The organism is Streptococcus sp. HMSC068F04 (assembly GCF_001837455.1).
GTDB classification, from domain to species: Bacteria; Bacillota; Bacilli; order Lactobacillales; family Streptococcaceae; genus Streptococcus; species Streptococcus salivarius_D.
Genome location: NZ_KV832533.1, coordinates 46,205 through 63,493 on the forward strand (window position 1 = coordinate 46,205; position 17,289 = coordinate 63,493).

Below are 17,289 nucleotides of genomic sequence, written 5' to 3' on the forward strand. Positions count from 1 at the left end.
TCTCATAAATTCCAAAAATAAAATCTCTCTCGAGTGAATTGCTCGGGAGAGATTTTTTGGGTCTTTGTAGATAAAACTCAAGAAAGCTCCGAATGTTTGTGAATCTTTTAAGCAGTATTTAGCTTGATAAGGTACAATAGAGTAAGACAAAACGAATGAGGAGACTGTCATGAAGTTTTTACATACGTCAGATTGGCATGTGGGGCGAACCCTCAATGGCTGGTCTTTGCTGGAGGAGCAGGAGTGGGCCTTTCAACAAATAGTGGATTTGGCAATTCGTGAACAGGTGGATGGGGTCATCATTGCTGGGGATCTCTATGACCGTGCGGTGCCGCCTGTGGATGCGATTAAACTTTTTAATAAGACCTTGGCACGTTTGGTCTTGGAGGAGCAGATTCCCGTCTATGCCATTAGTGGTAATCACGATGGGGCTGAACGCTTGCATTTTGGGAGAGACTTTTTTCAACCTCAGGGTCTTCATTTAAGCACACGTTTGGAGGAGGCCTTTGAGCCGATTGAGTTGGAGGATTGCCAGATTTTCCTACTTCCCTTTATAGATCCTATTGATGCTCGGATTTATTATAAGGACGATGAGGATAAGGAGATTCAGGGGATTGGTGATGCTTTAGCCTACATTCTTGAGGATATGGAGAAAGCTTTTGATCCCGACAAATCACATATTTTGGTGACGCATTTTGCGGTTTCTAAGAAGGATGATAGCGATGGTCAAAGTCTTCGAGAACTGATGTTGTCTGAAACTAGCAATACAGTAGGTGGGCTTACCAATGTGACCAGTGACCTTTTCAGGGCCTTCGATTATGTGGCCTTGGGGCATATCCATACCCGCTTTGCCAGTCCGACCCAGCGCGTGCAATATTCAGGCAGTCCGGTCGCCTTTAATGTCAAAGAAGCCAAGCGCAAGGAAGAAAAGGGTGTTTATATTGTTGAATTGGATGCGACTGGTAACTTGTCTCAGACCTTCCATTCTCTAGAGGTTAGACGGCCGATTTTGACCTTGCAGGCGCCTTTTGAAACCTTGATGTCATCTGAATTTTATAAGGAAAATCCTTGTCAAAAGGCTTGGTTTGCTTTTGATATTCAACTGTCCAGTCGTAAGGAATTAGAAGGTATCAATGTGCGTGCCCGTCTGGAAGAAATTTATGGGGCAGACATTGTGGAAATCACCTTCAGTCGTTTGGGTGATGTCAAGGAAGAAAACGTGACTGTTGATCAGCACTTAAAAGATTTGGAAATGCAATCGCCGCAGGAAATTGTTTCTGATTTTTACCAGACAGTGACTGGGGGCGATGTCTTGTCTGAGAGACAAACAGCCCTTGTGGAAAGTATTTTTGAGGAGATTGGAAGGAGCCGACAATGAGACCAGTCCAGTTAGAATTGACCAATTTTGGACCTTATCGTAAGGAAGTCATCAATTTCACCCAGTTTGACCATGCTCCTCTCTTTTTGATTGGTGGGGACACGGGGGCTGGTAAGAGTACTCTCTTTGATGCCATGACAGTGTCCTTGTTTGCGACAACCAGTGGTGATCGTAATGTCGAGGAGATGCGGTCGACCTTCGCTAGTCCAGAGGATGATTTGACCAAGGTGACTTTTTACTTCCAACAAGGTAACCATCTTTACCGCATTGAGCGAATTCTCCAGCAGGAGAGGGCCAAGAGGGGTGGTGGTACGACCATGCAAAAAGCAACGGCTTCTCTAGTCATTGTAGATAAGATTGGTGGTCAAGAAATTGAAAAGCTTGGGGATAAAATCAAGGAAGTGAGTGACCAGATTGAGCAGATTTTGGGTCTCGATGCTGAGCAGTTCAAACAGATTATCCTTCTTCCGCAAAATGATTTCAGTCGTTTCTTGAAAGAAGATTCCAAGACCAAGACTCAAATTTTGAAGAAAATCTTTGGAACGGGTATTTTTGACCGTTTTCAAAAGAGTTTGGAAGAGCGTCTTCGTCAGAGTAATAAGGATATGGATAAGCGCCAGGCTCAGCTAGATGGCCATTTTGCCAGTCAGGTTTGGTCTGAGGAGGAATTAGCTGTTCTGGCCCAAACGCCAGCCTCTGAAAAATTGTTACGTCTTGAAGACCTTTTGGCACAACGTCAAGAAAATCTTGAAGAGCAGAAAAGCATTTTGAAGGATGCCCATGAGGATTTGGCTAAGCTGCAAAAGAGCTTACAAACTGCACAAGATGTAGCAAAGATTTTCCAAGAATTGGAGCAAGCCAAGGAGCGTTACCGTCTGGAAATTGAGGAAGGTGCTCAGGAACAGGCAGAGGCTAAAGTGCATCTGGAGGAATTGCAGTTTGCCCAAGGGTTGCAGGAAACCATTAGTAGCTTGAAGCAGTATCAGAAGCAGTTGTTGCAAGTAGAACATGACCTTGAAATTGCTCAGGAGGAATTAAAGGCTAAGGAGCAGGCTTTTGAGGAAGTCAAGGCTCAAAAAGTGGCACTTGCAGCTCAGACTGAGGATTTTCTTCAAAAAGAAGAGAAACTGGAAGCGTGGAAAGAGGCTATTATCTATGCCCAGAGTCTTGCCCAAGAGCAGGAGAAAATCAAACGGTCGAGTGCTAACTACAAGCAGTTGGAAGAAACTTATCAGCAGGCTTCGAAAGAGATTGAGTCTCTAAACAAGTCTTTGACAGATTTGGAGGCCAATCGTCTTAGTTTAGAGAGTTTACATGAGGCTGAAAAACTCCTCCAGTCTGTGGGCTACAGTGTGGATAAGCAACTGGATCAGGATTTAAAAGAATTAGAGGGCTTGAATCAGGAGTTGGCAAAGACGGAAAAACGTCATCAAACCTTATCTTTGGATAGTGACCAAGCTCAAGAAATCTTAAATGAATTGGAAGAGAAGTTAAGAACGACTTTGGCTTTACGTCGTCAGCTCATGATTGCCCAGTTGCAGGCAGAGTTAGAAGATGGACAGCCCTGTATGGTCTGTGGTTCCTTGGATCATCCTAAGGTCGATGGGACACAGGCTGATGAAGCGGCCTTGAAGGATCTCATGGATCAGGTGGAGGAACTTCAAGCTCAAAAAGAAAAGCAAGTTGCTGCCTTGTCAAATTATCAGGCTAGATTGAGTGAAGTTGAGTCTAAACGTCAGGATTTGCTTGACCAAGTGGCTAAAGTTAAGTTATCTCTTCAAAAACACTATCAAGAACTCGAAGAGCAAGTTAAGGGACAGTTTGATTTTGATTTTTCAGAAGACTATGAAGCTGTCCGTGGGCAAGCCTTGTTGAGTGCTGTTGAGAAGCATTATCAAGAACTCCAAAAACGCTATGATAAGGAAGAGGCAGACCGTGTCCATTATCAAGAGGAGTTAGCTAAGGCTCGAGAAAAAACGATAGATTTGGCTAAGGACTATCAAGAGGCCAAGGCAACTCTCTATCAAGCTAAGGAGCGCCTAAAAGACTTGAAGGAAGCTCATCCAGAACTGGAGTCTGTAGAGGTCTATCAAGAACGAATTTCCCTTGCGAAGCAGGAGTTGGACCTCTACAATAAGCAGGTTAAGGAAAATAGTGAATCCTACAACCAACTTCATGCCGACATTCAAGGCATCAAGGGGCAGCTTGAGAGCTTGACCAAGTCTAAAGAAAAGACCAGCCAAGAAATGAAACGTTTATCAGCTGAGTTGGACCAAAGTCTTAAGGTCGAAGGTGCCCTCACCAATGACCTAGAGCAAATCCAGCTTTGGCTGCTTGAGGTGAACAAGCAGGCTATTCCTAAGCTTCAGGCTCAATTGACAAGTTACCAAACCCTTAAACAAGAATTGCAGACCCAGATTAGTAAGGGCCAAGCGCTTCTTCAAAATCAAGAAAAACCAGATTTGGCCGCTTTAACCCAAGAGGTCCAAACCAGTCAGAAAAGTTACGATACGCAATCAGCTCAGGTCTCTGTCATGGAGAAGGGACTTAAGGATGCGACGGCTACTTATCAAGCAGCAAAAAACCTTCAAGACAGCAATCAAGAGGCCTTTAAGGCCCACCAAGAACTCAGTGATTTGGTTAAGGTGGTTAAGGGAGAAAATACTGCTCTAACTGGTCGTCTCAATCTTGAGGTCTATGTTATCCGTCAGTATTTCCAACAAATCTTGGACTATGCCAATGCCAACTACATCGGTCTTTTAACAGATAACCGTTATTCCTTTGTCTTGAGCGAGGAAGGTCGCAGGGCGCGTGATCACTTCGGTTTGGATATTAACGTCTATGACCAGCTGACAGGTAGTGAACGCTCCGTTAAATCCTTGTCTGGTGGTGAAACCTTTATCGCCGCACTGGCCATTGCCCTATCCCTCTCGGAAGTTGTGCAAAATACCAGCAAGGGTGCCGTTGTTGAAGCCCTCTTCATCGACGAAGGTTTCGGTTCACTAGATAAAGAGGCCCTCACCAAGGCTATCACGGTCCTAGAACAAATCGGTGAAAACCGAATGGTCGGAGTCATCAGCCATGTGGACGACATGAAAGAAGGCATTGCTCAGCAACTAGCCATCATCAAGTCGCACGATGGTAGCAGTCGCATTAAAATTGTAGATAAGGGGTAAAATATAAAAACTATATTGCTGTCAATTAACGAGAACCAAAAGATATATCCTATAACAGGAGTCCATTTGAATTACTAACTTTTATCCAATTTTACTATTTACGAGAAACCATTTGAAATGAAAAAGAATGCTGATAAATCAACATTCTTTTTGTAATATATTTTATGAAATTCCAATCCTTTGACTGTTTGGCTACCAAAAAGCTACCAATGTAATATCTACTCGGTTGAATAAAATAGAGAAATTCATATCGGTTTAGCATCCCAAATAGATATAACAAAAGCCTAATCTTTCAATAACTATTTCCTCGATTTATCTAAGAGAATTTTTGCCTTCGCAAGCCTTTCTTCTAGTTTTAATACGTTATTTTGAGATTGTTTCATAGCATTTTCATTTTTCAAGTTTGAAATAGAATTTTCCAGAATTTTAATTTCTGATAAGTAATCTTTCTCTTTGCGATATATTTTAGCAAGGTATTCCGTACCTCCAGGAGAATAAAAACCTAACTCCATTGCTTTAAGTAATTTTTCCTTTGCGCTATCAAAATTCTTATTTTGATAATCAGAGATTCCATTCATCTGATAAACAAAACCTTTTCTTTGTTCTATACTCTCATGCATTTCTATTCCATATTCTCTAGCTTCTTTCGCCTCTTTTCGATATCTAGAAAGTTCTGTTTTCATATCTAAAGGTTTTATTTTATTTTGATTTTCTTTTTCATCAATTATCTCTTTATTTTCTTCAATTTTTGATAAACCTAATTTAGTAGGCTTGTCTTTAAAGATAAGACCTTTTAACTGAAGATATTGTTTTTCTTTAAAAAAATCTATGCCATATTCATATTCAAAATACACTGGTACTCGTCTATTACTATCAAATTTATTAAGCCAATGAAGCATATAAATATGACCAGGTAATAAACCATCTTTATCCCTTACCATTTTATCTTTCTGGACAAGCATATTTGGAAACATAGAAATCATACTCTCCCATTGTTTTAAATCTCTTTCTTCCGAAACATACACTTTTTCAGCATAATTTTTATAATATTTACGGTTGACATACTGTTCTTTATTTTTTTCTTTGAAAAATTTATTTAAAAGTCCCATTTATACATTATCCCTATTGAATTGTAACTAGAAATATCAACTAAATAATTCTTTTATCCATTTTTCAAGTTCATATTTCTGTTTATCTAAAAGCTTATATTGCCTCAATAAATCAACGATTTCCTCCAAGCCACCATCTATACCCTTTAAACTATCAAAACTAACATCAAAAATCTCAGCTAATTTCTTTACAGTTTCGTCCTTTGGGTTTCTTCCTCCACTCTCCCATCTAGCATACTGGGCTTTAGCCACACCTAACTTTTCAGCAACTTCTATTTGAGTAAGTCCTGTATCTAGACGGGCTTTTTTATATTGTCCTTTAACATTTTAAGATTTCTCTCGCTTTTCTATTGACTTATAAACAAAGCATACAAAATAGGCAATACTAGTTAGCTTATGAATATGCAAAAACACCCCAGAAAGCTCTGCGAAGCGTTCTGAGGCTTTCGTTTAAAACCAACACGATTATACCAAAATGGCAATACAAAGTCCATAAGAAGCAAAATATGGCTAGATTGAGGATACTATGACAACTACACATTACACAATAAAAGATAATAATATTAGCAATACTCATTCATTCTATTCACCTAGTTTAGGAACATCTATTCTAGTAAATGATGATGTATTTAATGACATTCGAAACGAAGAGATTGAGCCCGAGCTCTCGAGCTGCTATCGAGTTTTCTAGACAAGTATTTTAGTTAGTGATAAATTGCAAGAATAAGTGCAACATTTACTCAAACTCATCCTCTAGAGCTTCACAAGCAGTTCTGTAAGCTAAACATTTTCGCGGTCTGTGATTGATATCATAATTCTAAGTAAGTTTCTATCTTTATTCGGTCGGTTATGGTAAGATGGGAGTAGCTCATAGTTTTTCCTCGGGTTCTGTTTGTGTGGTTACTTACAGTTTACACCAATGAAAGGCTATGAGTTTTTTTGTTGCACTATATTTTACAATTTATCTCTCAAAAAGATGAAATAAAAGGTTTTAAAAATTAAAATGAGATAATGGCTCTTTGACTAAAAATAAGTTATAATTAGAATAAGTGTAATATGTAATTTTTATGGTATTTTTTCTAAAAAGAGATAGTGTCTTTACAAGGTTTTTTTAATAAAGAAAGTAAGACTAAGGATAATTTTTGGAAAAAGACAAAAATATCATAATAATATCCGATAATGAATAGTGTTGACTAGTGAATGGTTGGGTGTACTTAGGTTATCATCACCTAGGTCATGGAGGAGAAGATAGAAGTGATGAATGTTTCAGGCCGATTTTGTGTTTTTTCGCATAAGGATAGACAGCATCAACGTTTTTTTCAATTATTACCTGATGGTAGCATTAGAGATATTGACAGTCCTGGTCATGATAATGAACGCTTTTGGGATTTTCAAAATAATCAGATCTGCTTATATTCTAATCAAAGGCAGTTAACTGCTACTTTTGATTGTTGCTATGAGGAAGAGGGACATTCATACTGGGAAGGTTGGCATCAACACTCTATTCCTTTGGAACTTCGTCTCTATGATATGAAATCTGATCTTTTTGATTTTAAGACGAAGTTTACCAGTAGGTTTTTGATTGATTATGGAGCATTGTCAGTTGGTCCACATACCTATGGTATCCCCTTTTTAGTTGACTATGATCATGGTGGAAAGGTAATTATAGGGGATTACTGTTCTATTGGTCAGAATGTTTATTTTGTGACGGCAAATCACAATTTGGAATTGGTGACTACCTATCCATTTAAAAGTTTAGAGCGATTTTATTCAGATAAGACCTTAGATATAGAAGATGATCACACCCTTCAATCTCCTACTAGGGTTGGTAATGATGTCTGGATTGGGAATAATGTCCAGATTATGGCTGGTGTAACTATAGGTGACGGTGCGGTTATAGCTGCAGGATCTGTGGTTACTAAGGATGTATCCCCCTATGCTATTGTTGGAGGGAACCCAGCCAAGTTGATTCGCTATCGTATTGCAGATGCTAATGACCGATTCAACATGCAAAAGATTTCTTGGTGGGATTGGCCAGAGCATGTAATTTCAGAACGACTTGATAAAATTATGAGTAAGGATATTTCTGCCTTTATTGCAGAATATTTACCCGAAGATGACTAGGCTCAATATTGTATCCATTTATTTGGTTGATGATTCACTCACAGAAGTTCTTGTTAGAGTTCTTCGTATGTGTAAAAGCTTGGACAACTATAATGTGCTATAAATAATAAAAGAAGAAATAAATATGACAGAAAAAGTTAGTGTAATTGTACCCGTATTTAATGTTGAAAAATACCTTAGACAGTGTCTAGATAGTATCCTTCAACAAACCTATCAGAATCTCGAAATTATTATTATAAATGATGGCTCAACAGATGGAAGTGACGCCATATGCCGTGAGTATGCTGGTAAGGATTCACGAATATCTTACTTTGCAAAAGAAAATACTGGGATTTCTGATACAAGAAATGTCGGTATTCGTCAAGCAACGGGTGAGTATGTGACCTTTGTAGATTCGGATGATTGGGTAGAACATACTTATGTTGAAGAGCTTCATGATAAACTTAAGGCTTATGATGCTGACATTGCTATTACCAATTATTATCTCTTTAATGAGGCCGATAGTCTTTTTTATTTTTATATTACTGATGAAGATTATTATGAACAAGTGTATTCTCCTGCTCAGTTGATTGAGGGTCTATATGAAACCAAGTTCAATAAAAGTTTTGCTCTGATTTCAGCTTGGGGGAAACTTTATAAACGCACTCTTTTTGAAGATCTACTTTTTCCAAAAGGACAGATTGGAGAGGATGGCTTTTTTAATCTTAAGGCCTATTTAATGAGTGAGCGCGTAATCTACCTCAACAAGGGGTTGTATGCTTACCGAGAAAGACCAGGAAGTTTATCTAGAACTTGGACTGAAGATTGGATGTCGGCATTGGTATATGCTATGGAAGAGCGTCTTGCCTTGTTAGCTAGCAGGGGTTATCCACTCGAGAAGCATATGACTGTTTATCGTATGATGTTAGAGTCTTGCTTGACAAATGGAGCATCTCAGGGCTTAGAAGGAACAGAAGCTTATCGTCGAATCAAGGAAAAATATCAGGTATTAAGTTTAGCACCACAGCACTATAATGAGAAAAAACGATCAATTGTACTTGCTGCAAACTATCCTTATGTTGAGCAGGTGGTAACTACAATCAAATCTATTCTCTATCACCATCGTAATATTCGTTTTTATATAATTAACAGTGATTTTCCACAAGAATGGTTTAAGGGGCTAAACCGTCACCTTGCACGATTTGGTAGTGAGATTGTTAATTGTCGAGTAAGTAGTGCACAGATTTCCCAATATCGCACGGATATTTCCTACACTGTTTTTTTACGCTATTTTATTTCTGATTTTGTCAAAGAGGACCGTGTAATTTATATGGATTGTGATATGGTAGTGACGGGGTCACTTGATGATCTATTTACAATGGATCTAAAGGGATATCCTGTTGCAGCAGTCCGAGATTATGGGGGACGTGTCTTTTACCACCGAGAAATCTTCAATGCAGGCTTTTTAGTTATTGATAATGCATACTGGAGACAGGAACAGATGAGTAGGCACCTTATCGAAATGACTAATGAGTGGCATGATAAGGTTGATCAAGCCGATCAGTCTATCTTGAATATGGTCTTTGAAAATAATTGGTATGAACTTCCATTTGACTTTAACCATGTTGTTTTGCATAGTCATTTTACAGATTATCAATTACCAGAAGGACAAGGATATCCAAAAGTTATTCATTATCTGTCTCATAGAAAACCATGGTTTCCTTTGGCAGCGCAAACTTATCGCGATGTGTGGTGGTTCTATGCACAGTTGGATTGGTCTAATGTAGCTGAGAATGTTAGCTTGGCTCCATTGCAAAGTAGGGCGCTTTATCCTAAAGGCAGACCATTTACCTGTCTAGTTTATACTAGCATTGCTGAAATTCCTCACTTGGAGGATTTGATTCAAGCTCTTCCTCAAGTTCACTTTAATATTGCTGCCCGTGTCATTGTATCAGATAGCTTAGCGAGATTGATTACATATCCTAATGTAACAGTCTATTCTGGTATTAATAATATGCGTAGCCTAGATTTGGAATTGGTATCAACAAGTGATTTGTTACTTGATATCAATCCAGGAGAGAAGACTTTAGAAATACTTGATGGTTTCAGATTTGAGGATAAACCTATTTTTGCTTTTGATGATTTAAAATCTCGGAAACACCACCAACGTACATTTCCAAGAGAGCATTGGCAAGAAATGGCGGAAGCAATCAGGAAAATGAGAAAGGCGCAAGATTAAGATGGCAGACTTTCATTTGAACGGTAATTTTCAACAGATTACCATTGACCCTACGGCTCACGTTGAATTGGGGCAGGATATCACCTTGCGTTCCTTTGTTTGTCTAGAGGTGGGAAATGGTGCAACCCTAAAGCTCGGGAATCGTGTTTTCTTCAATAATCACTGTTCTATTCGTTGTGAACATCATATTGAAATTGGTAAGGATACCATGTTCGGAGATGGGGTTCGTATTTTTGATCATAATCATCAATATTCTAACTATCACGTAGAAAAAATCGCCTTTAATTATGGAAAGATATCGATCGGAAAAAATTGTTGGATTGGTGCCAATGTTGTGATTCTTAAGGGAGTCACGATCGGTGACAACGTCATTATTGGTGCAGGAGCAGTCATTCATAAGGATATTCCAAGTAACTCCATTGTTGTAAGTAAAGAGGAACTCATCATAAAAGAGCGGCCACAATTACAGCACCATGTGTTTACACTGACAGCCTCGGACACTCTGGAAAACCTCACTTATTTGGTAGAAAATCTTCCAGAAGTTTCGTTTCATATTGCAGCCAAGACCAATGTTTCAGATCGCTTAGAAGCCTTTAAAAAGTATGACAATGTAACGTTATACACAAACGTCCATCATGACGATATTATAGAGGATTTATTGGATCAATCAGAAATCTATCTGGATATTAATCATTGGGATCAGGTGGATTCTATTGTCGACCGGGCAGTTGAAAAGGGAAAACCGGTCTTCGCTTTTGATAATGTCGTTCACAGAGCAGAGTTGGGTGCTAGTGTATTTTCTCATCAGGACCCTGAAATGATGGTGAAAGAAATTCAGAGACAATTATTTGGAATTGCTGTGGATACAGTAAACTGAAAAAGAAAATCTGGTTTATGTTTTTGATATTACAAATCATGATAATTGTGGACGAAGTAGGGGGGGGTCCACGTTTGAGGCAGATTTGAAGATAAATGAGATTAAGTTGGAGTTAGATTGAAAAAGAAAGGTAAGCTAGATGAATAAAGTTATAGCGTTAGGTGCCGACAATGGCTACATGGACAAGGTAGAAACAACGATTAAGTCAGTTTGTGTGCATAATGATAACATTAAATTTTACGTTTTTAATGATGACCTTCCTTCGGAATGGTTTCGTGTGATGAACAAACGTTTGGAGAAAATCAACTCACAAATTGTCAATGCGAAGATTTCAGATAACCACTTACGAAAGTATCATCTTCCAAGGCCTCATTTATCTTATGCAGCTTATTTCCGTTTTTTTATTCCTGAGGTAGTAGAGGAGGAAAGGGTTTTATACCTTGATTCAGATATTGTTGTAGATGGAAACTTGACGGATTTGTTTGAGACGGACCTTGGAGATTGTCCTTTAGCTGCTGTTCGAGACGATTTACAACAGACAAATTTTAATTCAGGAGTCATGTTGATTAATAATAAGTATTGGAGAGAACATGACATTTCCACTCAACTGTTTGAAGTAGCAGATCAATACCATGAATATGAATATGGTGATCAAGGTCTTTTAAACCGTTATTTTATTGGCCAGTGGAAAGAATTAGATATGAACTATAATTTCATGGTTGGTATGGATAGTGTGGCTACTTCTTCTCCTCAAAGTGATGAATGGTATATCAAAGCAAAACAGCATAAAAAGGTTTCTATTATCCATTATACGGCTGGTAAGCCCTGGCAGGCGGTGTTTAATAACCGTTTAGGTGATCGTTGGTGGTTCTATTATGCTCTGGATTGGTCAGATGTATTATTGCGTACAGAAATCATAAATCGTGATTTAGGAGCTTTAACCGTACAGGAACCCTACCATACAGCTATTTTCACAAATGCGTGTGAAATGGAACATTTGGAATACCTGATTCAAGCCCTGCCCAATGTGCATTTCCATATTCTAGCTCATACGGTCTTTGCGTCACAGGTGGTTGATTTGCAACGTTATCTAAATGTGACAATCTATCCTTGTTTTAATCAGTATAATTTTGAAACCGTTTTGGAGAAAATAGATTTTTATCTTGATATCAATCATTTTAATGAAATTATGTCGATTACACAGGAAGTTCATAAACTTGGAAAACCAATCTACGCCTTTGACAATACCAGCAAGCACCAGTCTGGAGAAAGTCATGTTTATCCGGTTCAGAACCCTGAAATGATGGTGGAAGAAATTAAATCTTATCTGGCCACATTGGCTGATTAGACTTGTGGAGAGAGACAAAAATCGTTATCAGAGTACAACTGGAACTTGCTTGGAGGAGAGATGATTTACACTTTTAATCTGATGGTGGAATTAGAGCCTAACGGTGTCGATGTTGCCCAGGCTTACCGGGGACAAATCTTTAGGAAACTGGGGTGCCCAGCACGCTTTGTCTTTACGCAAGTTCCTCCTAGATATAAATGGGATTACTATTTGTCTTTGGGATATGCTGAAGATGAAATCATTTTAGCACATATGATACTAACAGATCAGCGTGATATGACCTTGACAATGAGTGTGGAGAAAATGAAGCAATGTTTGAATCTCCATTCCACTCCAATTGAACGAGATCAAGAGTTAATATTTCCGGAAGAGAATGGGATTTCTCTTGTCTTTCATCGAAATACTCTTAAGTTAAATTATGTTGATTATGTCGATTATTATGTAGCTGGTCATCTTCTTCGTAGGGAACATTACGGGAGTGTAAAGCTTTATACAGAATATTTTACAGCTGTTCCCACTGATGCGGGCTTAGAAGCAAGAGTCTTTCAGCGTCTTTTTTATAATTTGGATGGTTCCGTAGCTTTGGAGGAAATCAAAAAGACACCAGGTGATTTGACGAAATCGGTCTATCGGCAGGGGACTCATTGGTTTTACAGTGAGTCGGAGCTTTTGAGCCAAGCAATCGGCACCTTACAGTTTTCTGCAAAAGACCATATCATTGTTGATCGTTTAGAGCGTCTTCCCTTTACGCAGACTCTTTTAAAAATGAAGGGTGAAGCAACCTTATCGTGTGTCCTTCATTCGATACACCATTGGGGCGACTGTATCAATTCAGAATATTTCCTTCTTTTTCAGTATGCTAACTATTTTGACCATATCATTGTATCTACGGAAGCTCAAAAGGAAGAATTAGAACGGGATCTGTCGTCGGATAAGCCTGTATCGGTCTTGCCAGTCGGAGGGCTTGAAAGGTTGCAATATTCTGATAATCGCAAGCCTTATAGCCTGATGATTGCAGCACGGTTTGAACGGAGAAAGAGATTGGACCTAGCGATTGATGCTGTAGTGGCCTTGCATGAAAAAATCCCAGAGGTTACATTGGACATTTATGGTCAAGGTATGCTTTGGCAAGAAATAGAAGAAAAAATTAAGCAGTTAAATGCTCAAAGTTATATTCATCTCAAGGGGCACCAAGACCTTCAAACTCGTTTTAAGGCATATGAACTTTATTTGGCCACTTCCGAGTGGGAAACGTTTGGGTTAACTTTACTAGAGGCGATAGGGTCTGGCCTTGTTATGGTGGGAACAGACGTTCCCTATGGGAATCCCACTTTTATTAAAAATGATCGAAATGGTTTTCTCGTTCCCTTTGTAAATCAATCACATGAAGAAGTGGTTGCTGACTTGAAGAGAAGTATGCAGAAGGCTTTTGGAAACTTAAATTTTCTACGAGAAGGTTCTTATAAATTGGCTGAACGATATATGACAGATCAAATTATTGGACAATGGAGAGAGTTTTTGACGAATAGGGGAAAAAATAACGATGTATTATCTGGTAAATGAATGGACTTCAGATGATGAGAGGTTGAGAGATGACCTAGAACAAATTGGAATACCCATCCAGCCTCTACAGATAGAAAATATTCTGGATTTTATTTTTTCTAATCAAAAAGTAAATTCACCTCTGCATATGACTGGTCTTTCGTTACCCCCGTTTTGGGAAGTGTATGCGAATGGGGATATTGTTTCTGATGGAGTGAGGAGGGGGAGAATAGACTGTTATCAGGATTACCCTCAAAGGGTCAAAAAAGTAGAGTGGTATAATCCAGATGACAATTGTTCTACTTGTGATTACTATGATCTTTCTGGAAGACTTTTTCTGGAAGAAGTTTGGAGTGCAAATGAATGTCATCTATCTGTTTATATGAATGATAAAATGGGAAAACTACATTTATTCCATCAGCATGATCGTGCGCTCTATCAAACGACCGATGGTTTAGAACAGGGATTTTCCTCGATAGAAGAAGCGAAAAAAGCCCTTCTTCAAGAAGTTCTTTTGCAGGTTGAAACAGTATTTTTGTCTGATCCAGAATTGTTGAAGGCTTTACCCAAACTTGCGAAGGAGCAGATTATCTTCTATGATCGGTCAACTCTTCCTGAAGCAGAACTTGCTCCTCTATTGGACGAGGGTGTAAAAGTGTTAGTTCGTGATGCTAACGACAGAGCATCGCATGATCGTCTATTATTTTTCCCTACCTATTTGGGAGATTTGAGGGAATTTCAGCCACAGGTTCTCATTTTGACAAACACTCAAGAAATCGAACAGATTGAAGTTCTTGTGACTGCTCTTCCTCATTTTCAGTTTCATATTGCAGCCTTGACAGAGATGGGGGAACGATTAGTACGTCTCAATGATTATCCGAATGTTCACCTTTATCCAGGAATTTCAGGTGAGAATTATGAGCGGTTATTAAATAAATGCCGTATTTACCTAGATATCGCATATGCGGATGAAATTTTAGACGGAAATCGAATGGCTCTTGAAAGAGGAATGATTTTATATGCTTTTGAGGAAACCTGTCACCGACCAGACCTCTATATAAAAGATCACCTGTTTCAAAAAGATGCAATTACAGACTTGCTCGATGAACTATCTCAGCTGGAAGATCCTAAAAGATATCAATCAGTCTATGATAAGCAAAAGATGCATCCAATGCTAGCAACAAAAGAAGAGTTGAAGATGATTTTTCGAATGTCAGAAAAATAAAGAAGGGAAACCATGACTAAAGTACATATTACAAATCTATATGGTATGGCAGGGGATAGCACTGTCATCTTAGCTCAGAATGCTGTGACGGATATTGCGCGTGCTTTGGGGTATCGAGAGATTGGAATCTATTTTTATAATATCTCTACAGATAGTCCGAGTGAGAGAAGCAAGCGTCTAGATGGGATCATGGCAAGTATCTCATTTGGTGATATTGTGATTTTTCAATCGCCAACTTGGAATGGTTGGGAGTTTGACGCGGAATTTGTAGCGAAGCTGAAGGATTTAAGAGTTAAACTAGTGATTTTTATCCATGACGTTATTCCACTAATGTTCCGTGATAATGCCTACCTAATGCCGACTTATATGGAGATGTTCAATCAAGCAGATGTCATTATTGCGCCTTCACAACAAATGGTTAACCGTCTGTGTGAAGCAGGTCTGACTGTGGAAAAAATCTTGATTCAAGAATTTTGGGATCATCCTCATAACCTCAGTTTGAACCAACCAGTATTTAAAAAAGAGATTTTCTTTGCAGGATCTTTGACACGTTTTCCAGAGTTGCAAAATTGGGTTTATGAAACCCCTTTGCGAGTTTTTGCGAATGAGCCAAAGAGCAATCCAGAAGCCAATTTGGTGATTGAAGGATGGAAGCGCAATGAAGAACTCCTGATGGAACTCTCAAAGGGAGGCTTTGGTCTTGTCTGGAATACCCAGTATAACGATGGGGAGAATGTTGACTACTACGAAATGAATATTTCACATAAGCTCAGCACCTATCTTGCAGCAGGAATTCCTGTGATTGTGCCCAACACCTTATCAAATAGTCATCTGATAGAAGAGCGTGGTTTAGGATTTGCTGTGAACAGTTTGGAAGAAGCCAATCAATTGGTTCAAAATATGGCTCCAGAATCCTATCAAGAAATTAGTAGTAGGGCTCAAGGGTTTGCTTTCCTCCTAAAAGAGGGGTATATCACTAAGAAGCTTTTAATAGATGCTATTAATTTCTTATTTACTTTATAAAAGGATAATTGAGAAAAAAGAGGGGGAAAATTTCAGTGAAAAGGGCAATCGTTCTTGCTGGTGATAATGGTTACATGGAAAAGCTAGAGGTAACTATAAAATCTATTGTTGCGACAAACAGTCAAATTATTTTTTATGTGATCAATGACAATCTCCCTCAGGAGTGGTTCTGGTTGATGGGGAGAAGATTAGAGTCTGTTCAATCACAAATTCGGAATATTAAGATTTCTTCTGATCAGATAAAAGGGTATTCGCTACCCATGGATCATTTAAGTTATGCTACCTTTTATCGTTATTTTATTGCAGATGTTGTTACAGAAGACCGAGCACTTTATCTAGATTCTGATATTGTTGTCACTGGAGATTTGACACCTCTCTTCGAAGAAGATATAGAAAATCATGCTTTGGCCGCAGTTACGGATGGCATAGATGCTTCTAAGTTTAATGCAGGTGTGCTCCTTGTGAACACTGTGCTTTGGAGAGAAGAAAAAGCTAGCCACCAGTTGCTGGAATTGACGAATCGCTATCATCAAGAGGAGTTTGGAGATCAAGGAATCCTTAATCGTCATTTTAAAGGACGTTGGAAAAAACTACCAGAAGTCTACAATGTGATGGTTGGTATGGATACGTTTGCTCACACCTTTAACGTCCCTGAATGGTATGATAAGGCAGACCAGCTGGAGAAGGACGCAGTAATCATTCACTATGCGGGAGAGAAGCCTTGGTATCAGTGGAATTTGAATCGTTGTCGGGATATCTGGTGGTTTTATTATGGTCTGGAATGGTCTGAAATCTTGTTACGAAAGGATATTACCAAACGTCATTTCAAGGATTTGGTAGGAAGGCCCAAATTCCAAACAGCAGTATTTACGAATTCGGCAGCTATGGAACATATTGAAACATTGGTGGAAGCATTTCCAAATGTTCAATTTAATATCCTTGCACACACAAATTTTGCTCCTAGTGTAATTGCTTTAGAAGCCTACTCCAATGTTTCGCTTTATCCTCGTTTTACACGGTACAATGCTCAAGCTGTGTTGGATAAATTGGATTTTTATTTGGATATCAATTATCATGAAGAGATTTATGATATTATTCAAAAGGTTACTGTGTTGAAAAAACCTATCTTTTCTTTTGATGTTACCAATCATTGTGAGATTGAAGGGGATAGTTACTGTTTTCATGTAGAGGATATTGATGATATGATTGCTGTTATTCAAGAATATTTAGCTCAATTGAGTTAAATCAGGTATGAATTAGGTTGAAATA

General features: G+C 38.7%; 12 protein-coding genes. 10 read left to right on the top strand and 2 right to left on the bottom strand.

All coding sequences use genetic code 11. The features are described from left to right. Window positions 1-169 precede the first annotated feature (169 nt). Complete coding sequence (locus tag HMPREF2571_RS09565; protein ID WP_070848017.1) at window positions 170-1,378, top strand: exonuclease SbcCD subunit D; 1,209 nt, start codon at window positions 170-172, stop codon at window positions 1,376-1,378. Then, on the top strand, window positions 1,375-4,554 hold the full coding sequence (locus HMPREF2571_RS09570; protein ID WP_013990260.1) for an AAA family ATPase: 3,180 nt from the start codon (window positions 1,375-1,377) through the stop codon (window positions 4,552-4,554). The genes HMPREF2571_RS09565 and HMPREF2571_RS09570 overlap by 4 nt, the downstream gene beginning before the upstream one ends. Window positions 4,555-4,853: 299 nt before the next feature. On the opposite strand, the gene HMPREF2571_RS09575 is transcribed toward HMPREF2571_RS09570, so the two are convergent. Further along, window positions 4,854-5,663: a hypothetical protein gene (locus tag HMPREF2571_RS09575; protein ID WP_013990261.1), complete on the bottom strand. Its 810-nt coding sequence runs from the start codon at window positions 5,661-5,663 to the stop codon at window positions 4,854-4,856. A 36-nt stretch (window positions 5,664-5,699) separates the two neighbouring features. Beyond that, window positions 5,700-5,915: a helix-turn-helix domain-containing protein gene (locus HMPREF2571_RS09580; protein WP_256315274.1), complete on the bottom strand. Its 216-nt coding sequence runs from the start codon at window positions 5,913-5,915 to the stop codon at window positions 5,700-5,702. Window positions 5,916-6,920: 1,005 nt separating this feature from the next. Between HMPREF2571_RS09580 and HMPREF2571_RS09585 the strand changes: the two genes are divergently transcribed. The 8 genes from HMPREF2571_RS09585 to HMPREF2571_RS09620 all read left to right on the top strand — a co-directional run bounded on the left by HMPREF2571_RS09585 (window position 6,921) and on the right by HMPREF2571_RS09620 (window position 17,264). After that, window positions 6,921-7,787, top strand: coding sequence for a CatB-related O-acetyltransferase (locus HMPREF2571_RS09585; protein WP_004182191.1), 867 nt, complete (start codon window positions 6,921-6,923; stop codon window positions 7,785-7,787). A 124-nt stretch (window positions 7,788-7,911) separates the two neighbouring features. Further along, window positions 7,912-10,005 (top strand): glycosyltransferase, encoded by a 2,094-nt coding sequence (locus HMPREF2571_RS09590; protein ID WP_013990265.1) that lies wholly within the window; start codon window positions 7,912-7,914, stop codon window positions 10,003-10,005. Window position 10,006: 1 nt separating this feature from the next. Beyond that, window positions 10,007-10,882 carry an acyltransferase gene (locus HMPREF2571_RS09595; RefSeq protein ID WP_013990266.1) on the top strand — a complete coding sequence of 292 codons (876 nt, stop codon included), beginning with the start codon at window positions 10,007-10,009 and terminating at the stop codon, window positions 10,880-10,882. Window positions 10,883-11,021: 139 nt separating this feature from the next. Continuing rightward, entirely contained in the window at window positions 11,022-12,230 is a 1,209-nt protein-coding gene (locus HMPREF2571_RS09600; RefSeq protein ID WP_013990267.1) for a glycosyltransferase family 8 protein, read from the top strand. A 60-nt stretch (window positions 12,231-12,290) separates the two neighbouring features. Beyond that, window positions 12,291-13,793: a glycosyltransferase gene (locus HMPREF2571_RS09605; RefSeq protein WP_013990268.1), complete on the top strand. Its 1,503-nt coding sequence runs from the start codon at window positions 12,291-12,293 to the stop codon at window positions 13,791-13,793. Beyond that, a complete protein-coding gene (locus HMPREF2571_RS09610) occupies window positions 13,774-14,997 on the top strand; it encodes a glycosyltransferase family protein (RefSeq protein WP_013990269.1) in 1,224 nt (407 codons plus the stop codon). Before HMPREF2571_RS09605 ends, HMPREF2571_RS09610 begins: the two co-directional genes overlap by 20 nt. Window positions 14,998-15,009: 12 nt before the next feature. After that, window positions 15,010-16,020: a sugar transferase gene (locus HMPREF2571_RS09615; protein WP_013990270.1), complete on the top strand. Its 1,011-nt coding sequence runs from the start codon at window positions 15,010-15,012 to the stop codon at window positions 16,018-16,020. Window positions 16,021-16,055: 35 nt separating this feature from the next. Beyond that, window positions 16,056-17,264, top strand: a complete 1,209-nt coding sequence (locus tag HMPREF2571_RS09620) for a glycosyltransferase (protein ID WP_013990271.1) — start codon at window positions 16,056-16,058, stop codon at window positions 17,262-17,264. The last annotated feature ends 25 nt before the right edge of the window (window positions 17,265-17,289 follow it).

Coding starts and splice junctions, on each gene's coding strand:
- HMPREF2571_RS09600 (WP_013990267.1), top strand. CDS start 11,022: ATGAATAAAGTTATAGCGTTAGGTGCCGACAATGGCTACATGGACAAG.
- HMPREF2571_RS09615 (WP_013990270.1), top strand. CDS start 15,010: ATGACTAAAGTACATATTACAAATCTATATGGTATGGCAGGGGATAGC.
- HMPREF2571_RS09575 (WP_013990261.1), bottom strand. CDS start 5,663: ATGGGACTTTTAAATAAATTTTTCAAAGAAAAAAATAAAGAACAGTAT.
- HMPREF2571_RS09605 (WP_013990268.1), top strand. CDS start 12,291: ATGATTTACACTTTTAATCTGATGGTGGAATTAGAGCCTAACGGTGTC.
- HMPREF2571_RS09590 (WP_013990265.1), top strand. CDS start 7,912: ATGACAGAAAAAGTTAGTGTAATTGTACCCGTATTTAATGTTGAAAAA.
- HMPREF2571_RS09570 (WP_013990260.1), top strand. CDS start 1,375: ATGAGACCAGTCCAGTTAGAATTGACCAATTTTGGACCTTATCGTAAG.
- HMPREF2571_RS09610 (WP_013990269.1), top strand. CDS start 13,774: ATGTATTATCTGGTAAATGAATGGACTTCAGATGATGAGAGGTTGAGA.
- HMPREF2571_RS09595 (WP_013990266.1), top strand. CDS start 10,007: ATGGCAGACTTTCATTTGAACGGTAATTTTCAACAGATTACCATTGAC.
- HMPREF2571_RS09565 (WP_070848017.1), top strand. CDS start 170: ATGAAGTTTTTACATACGTCAGATTGGCATGTGGGGCGAACCCTCAAT.
- HMPREF2571_RS09585 (WP_004182191.1), top strand. CDS start 6,921: ATGAATGTTTCAGGCCGATTTTGTGTTTTTTCGCATAAGGATAGACAG.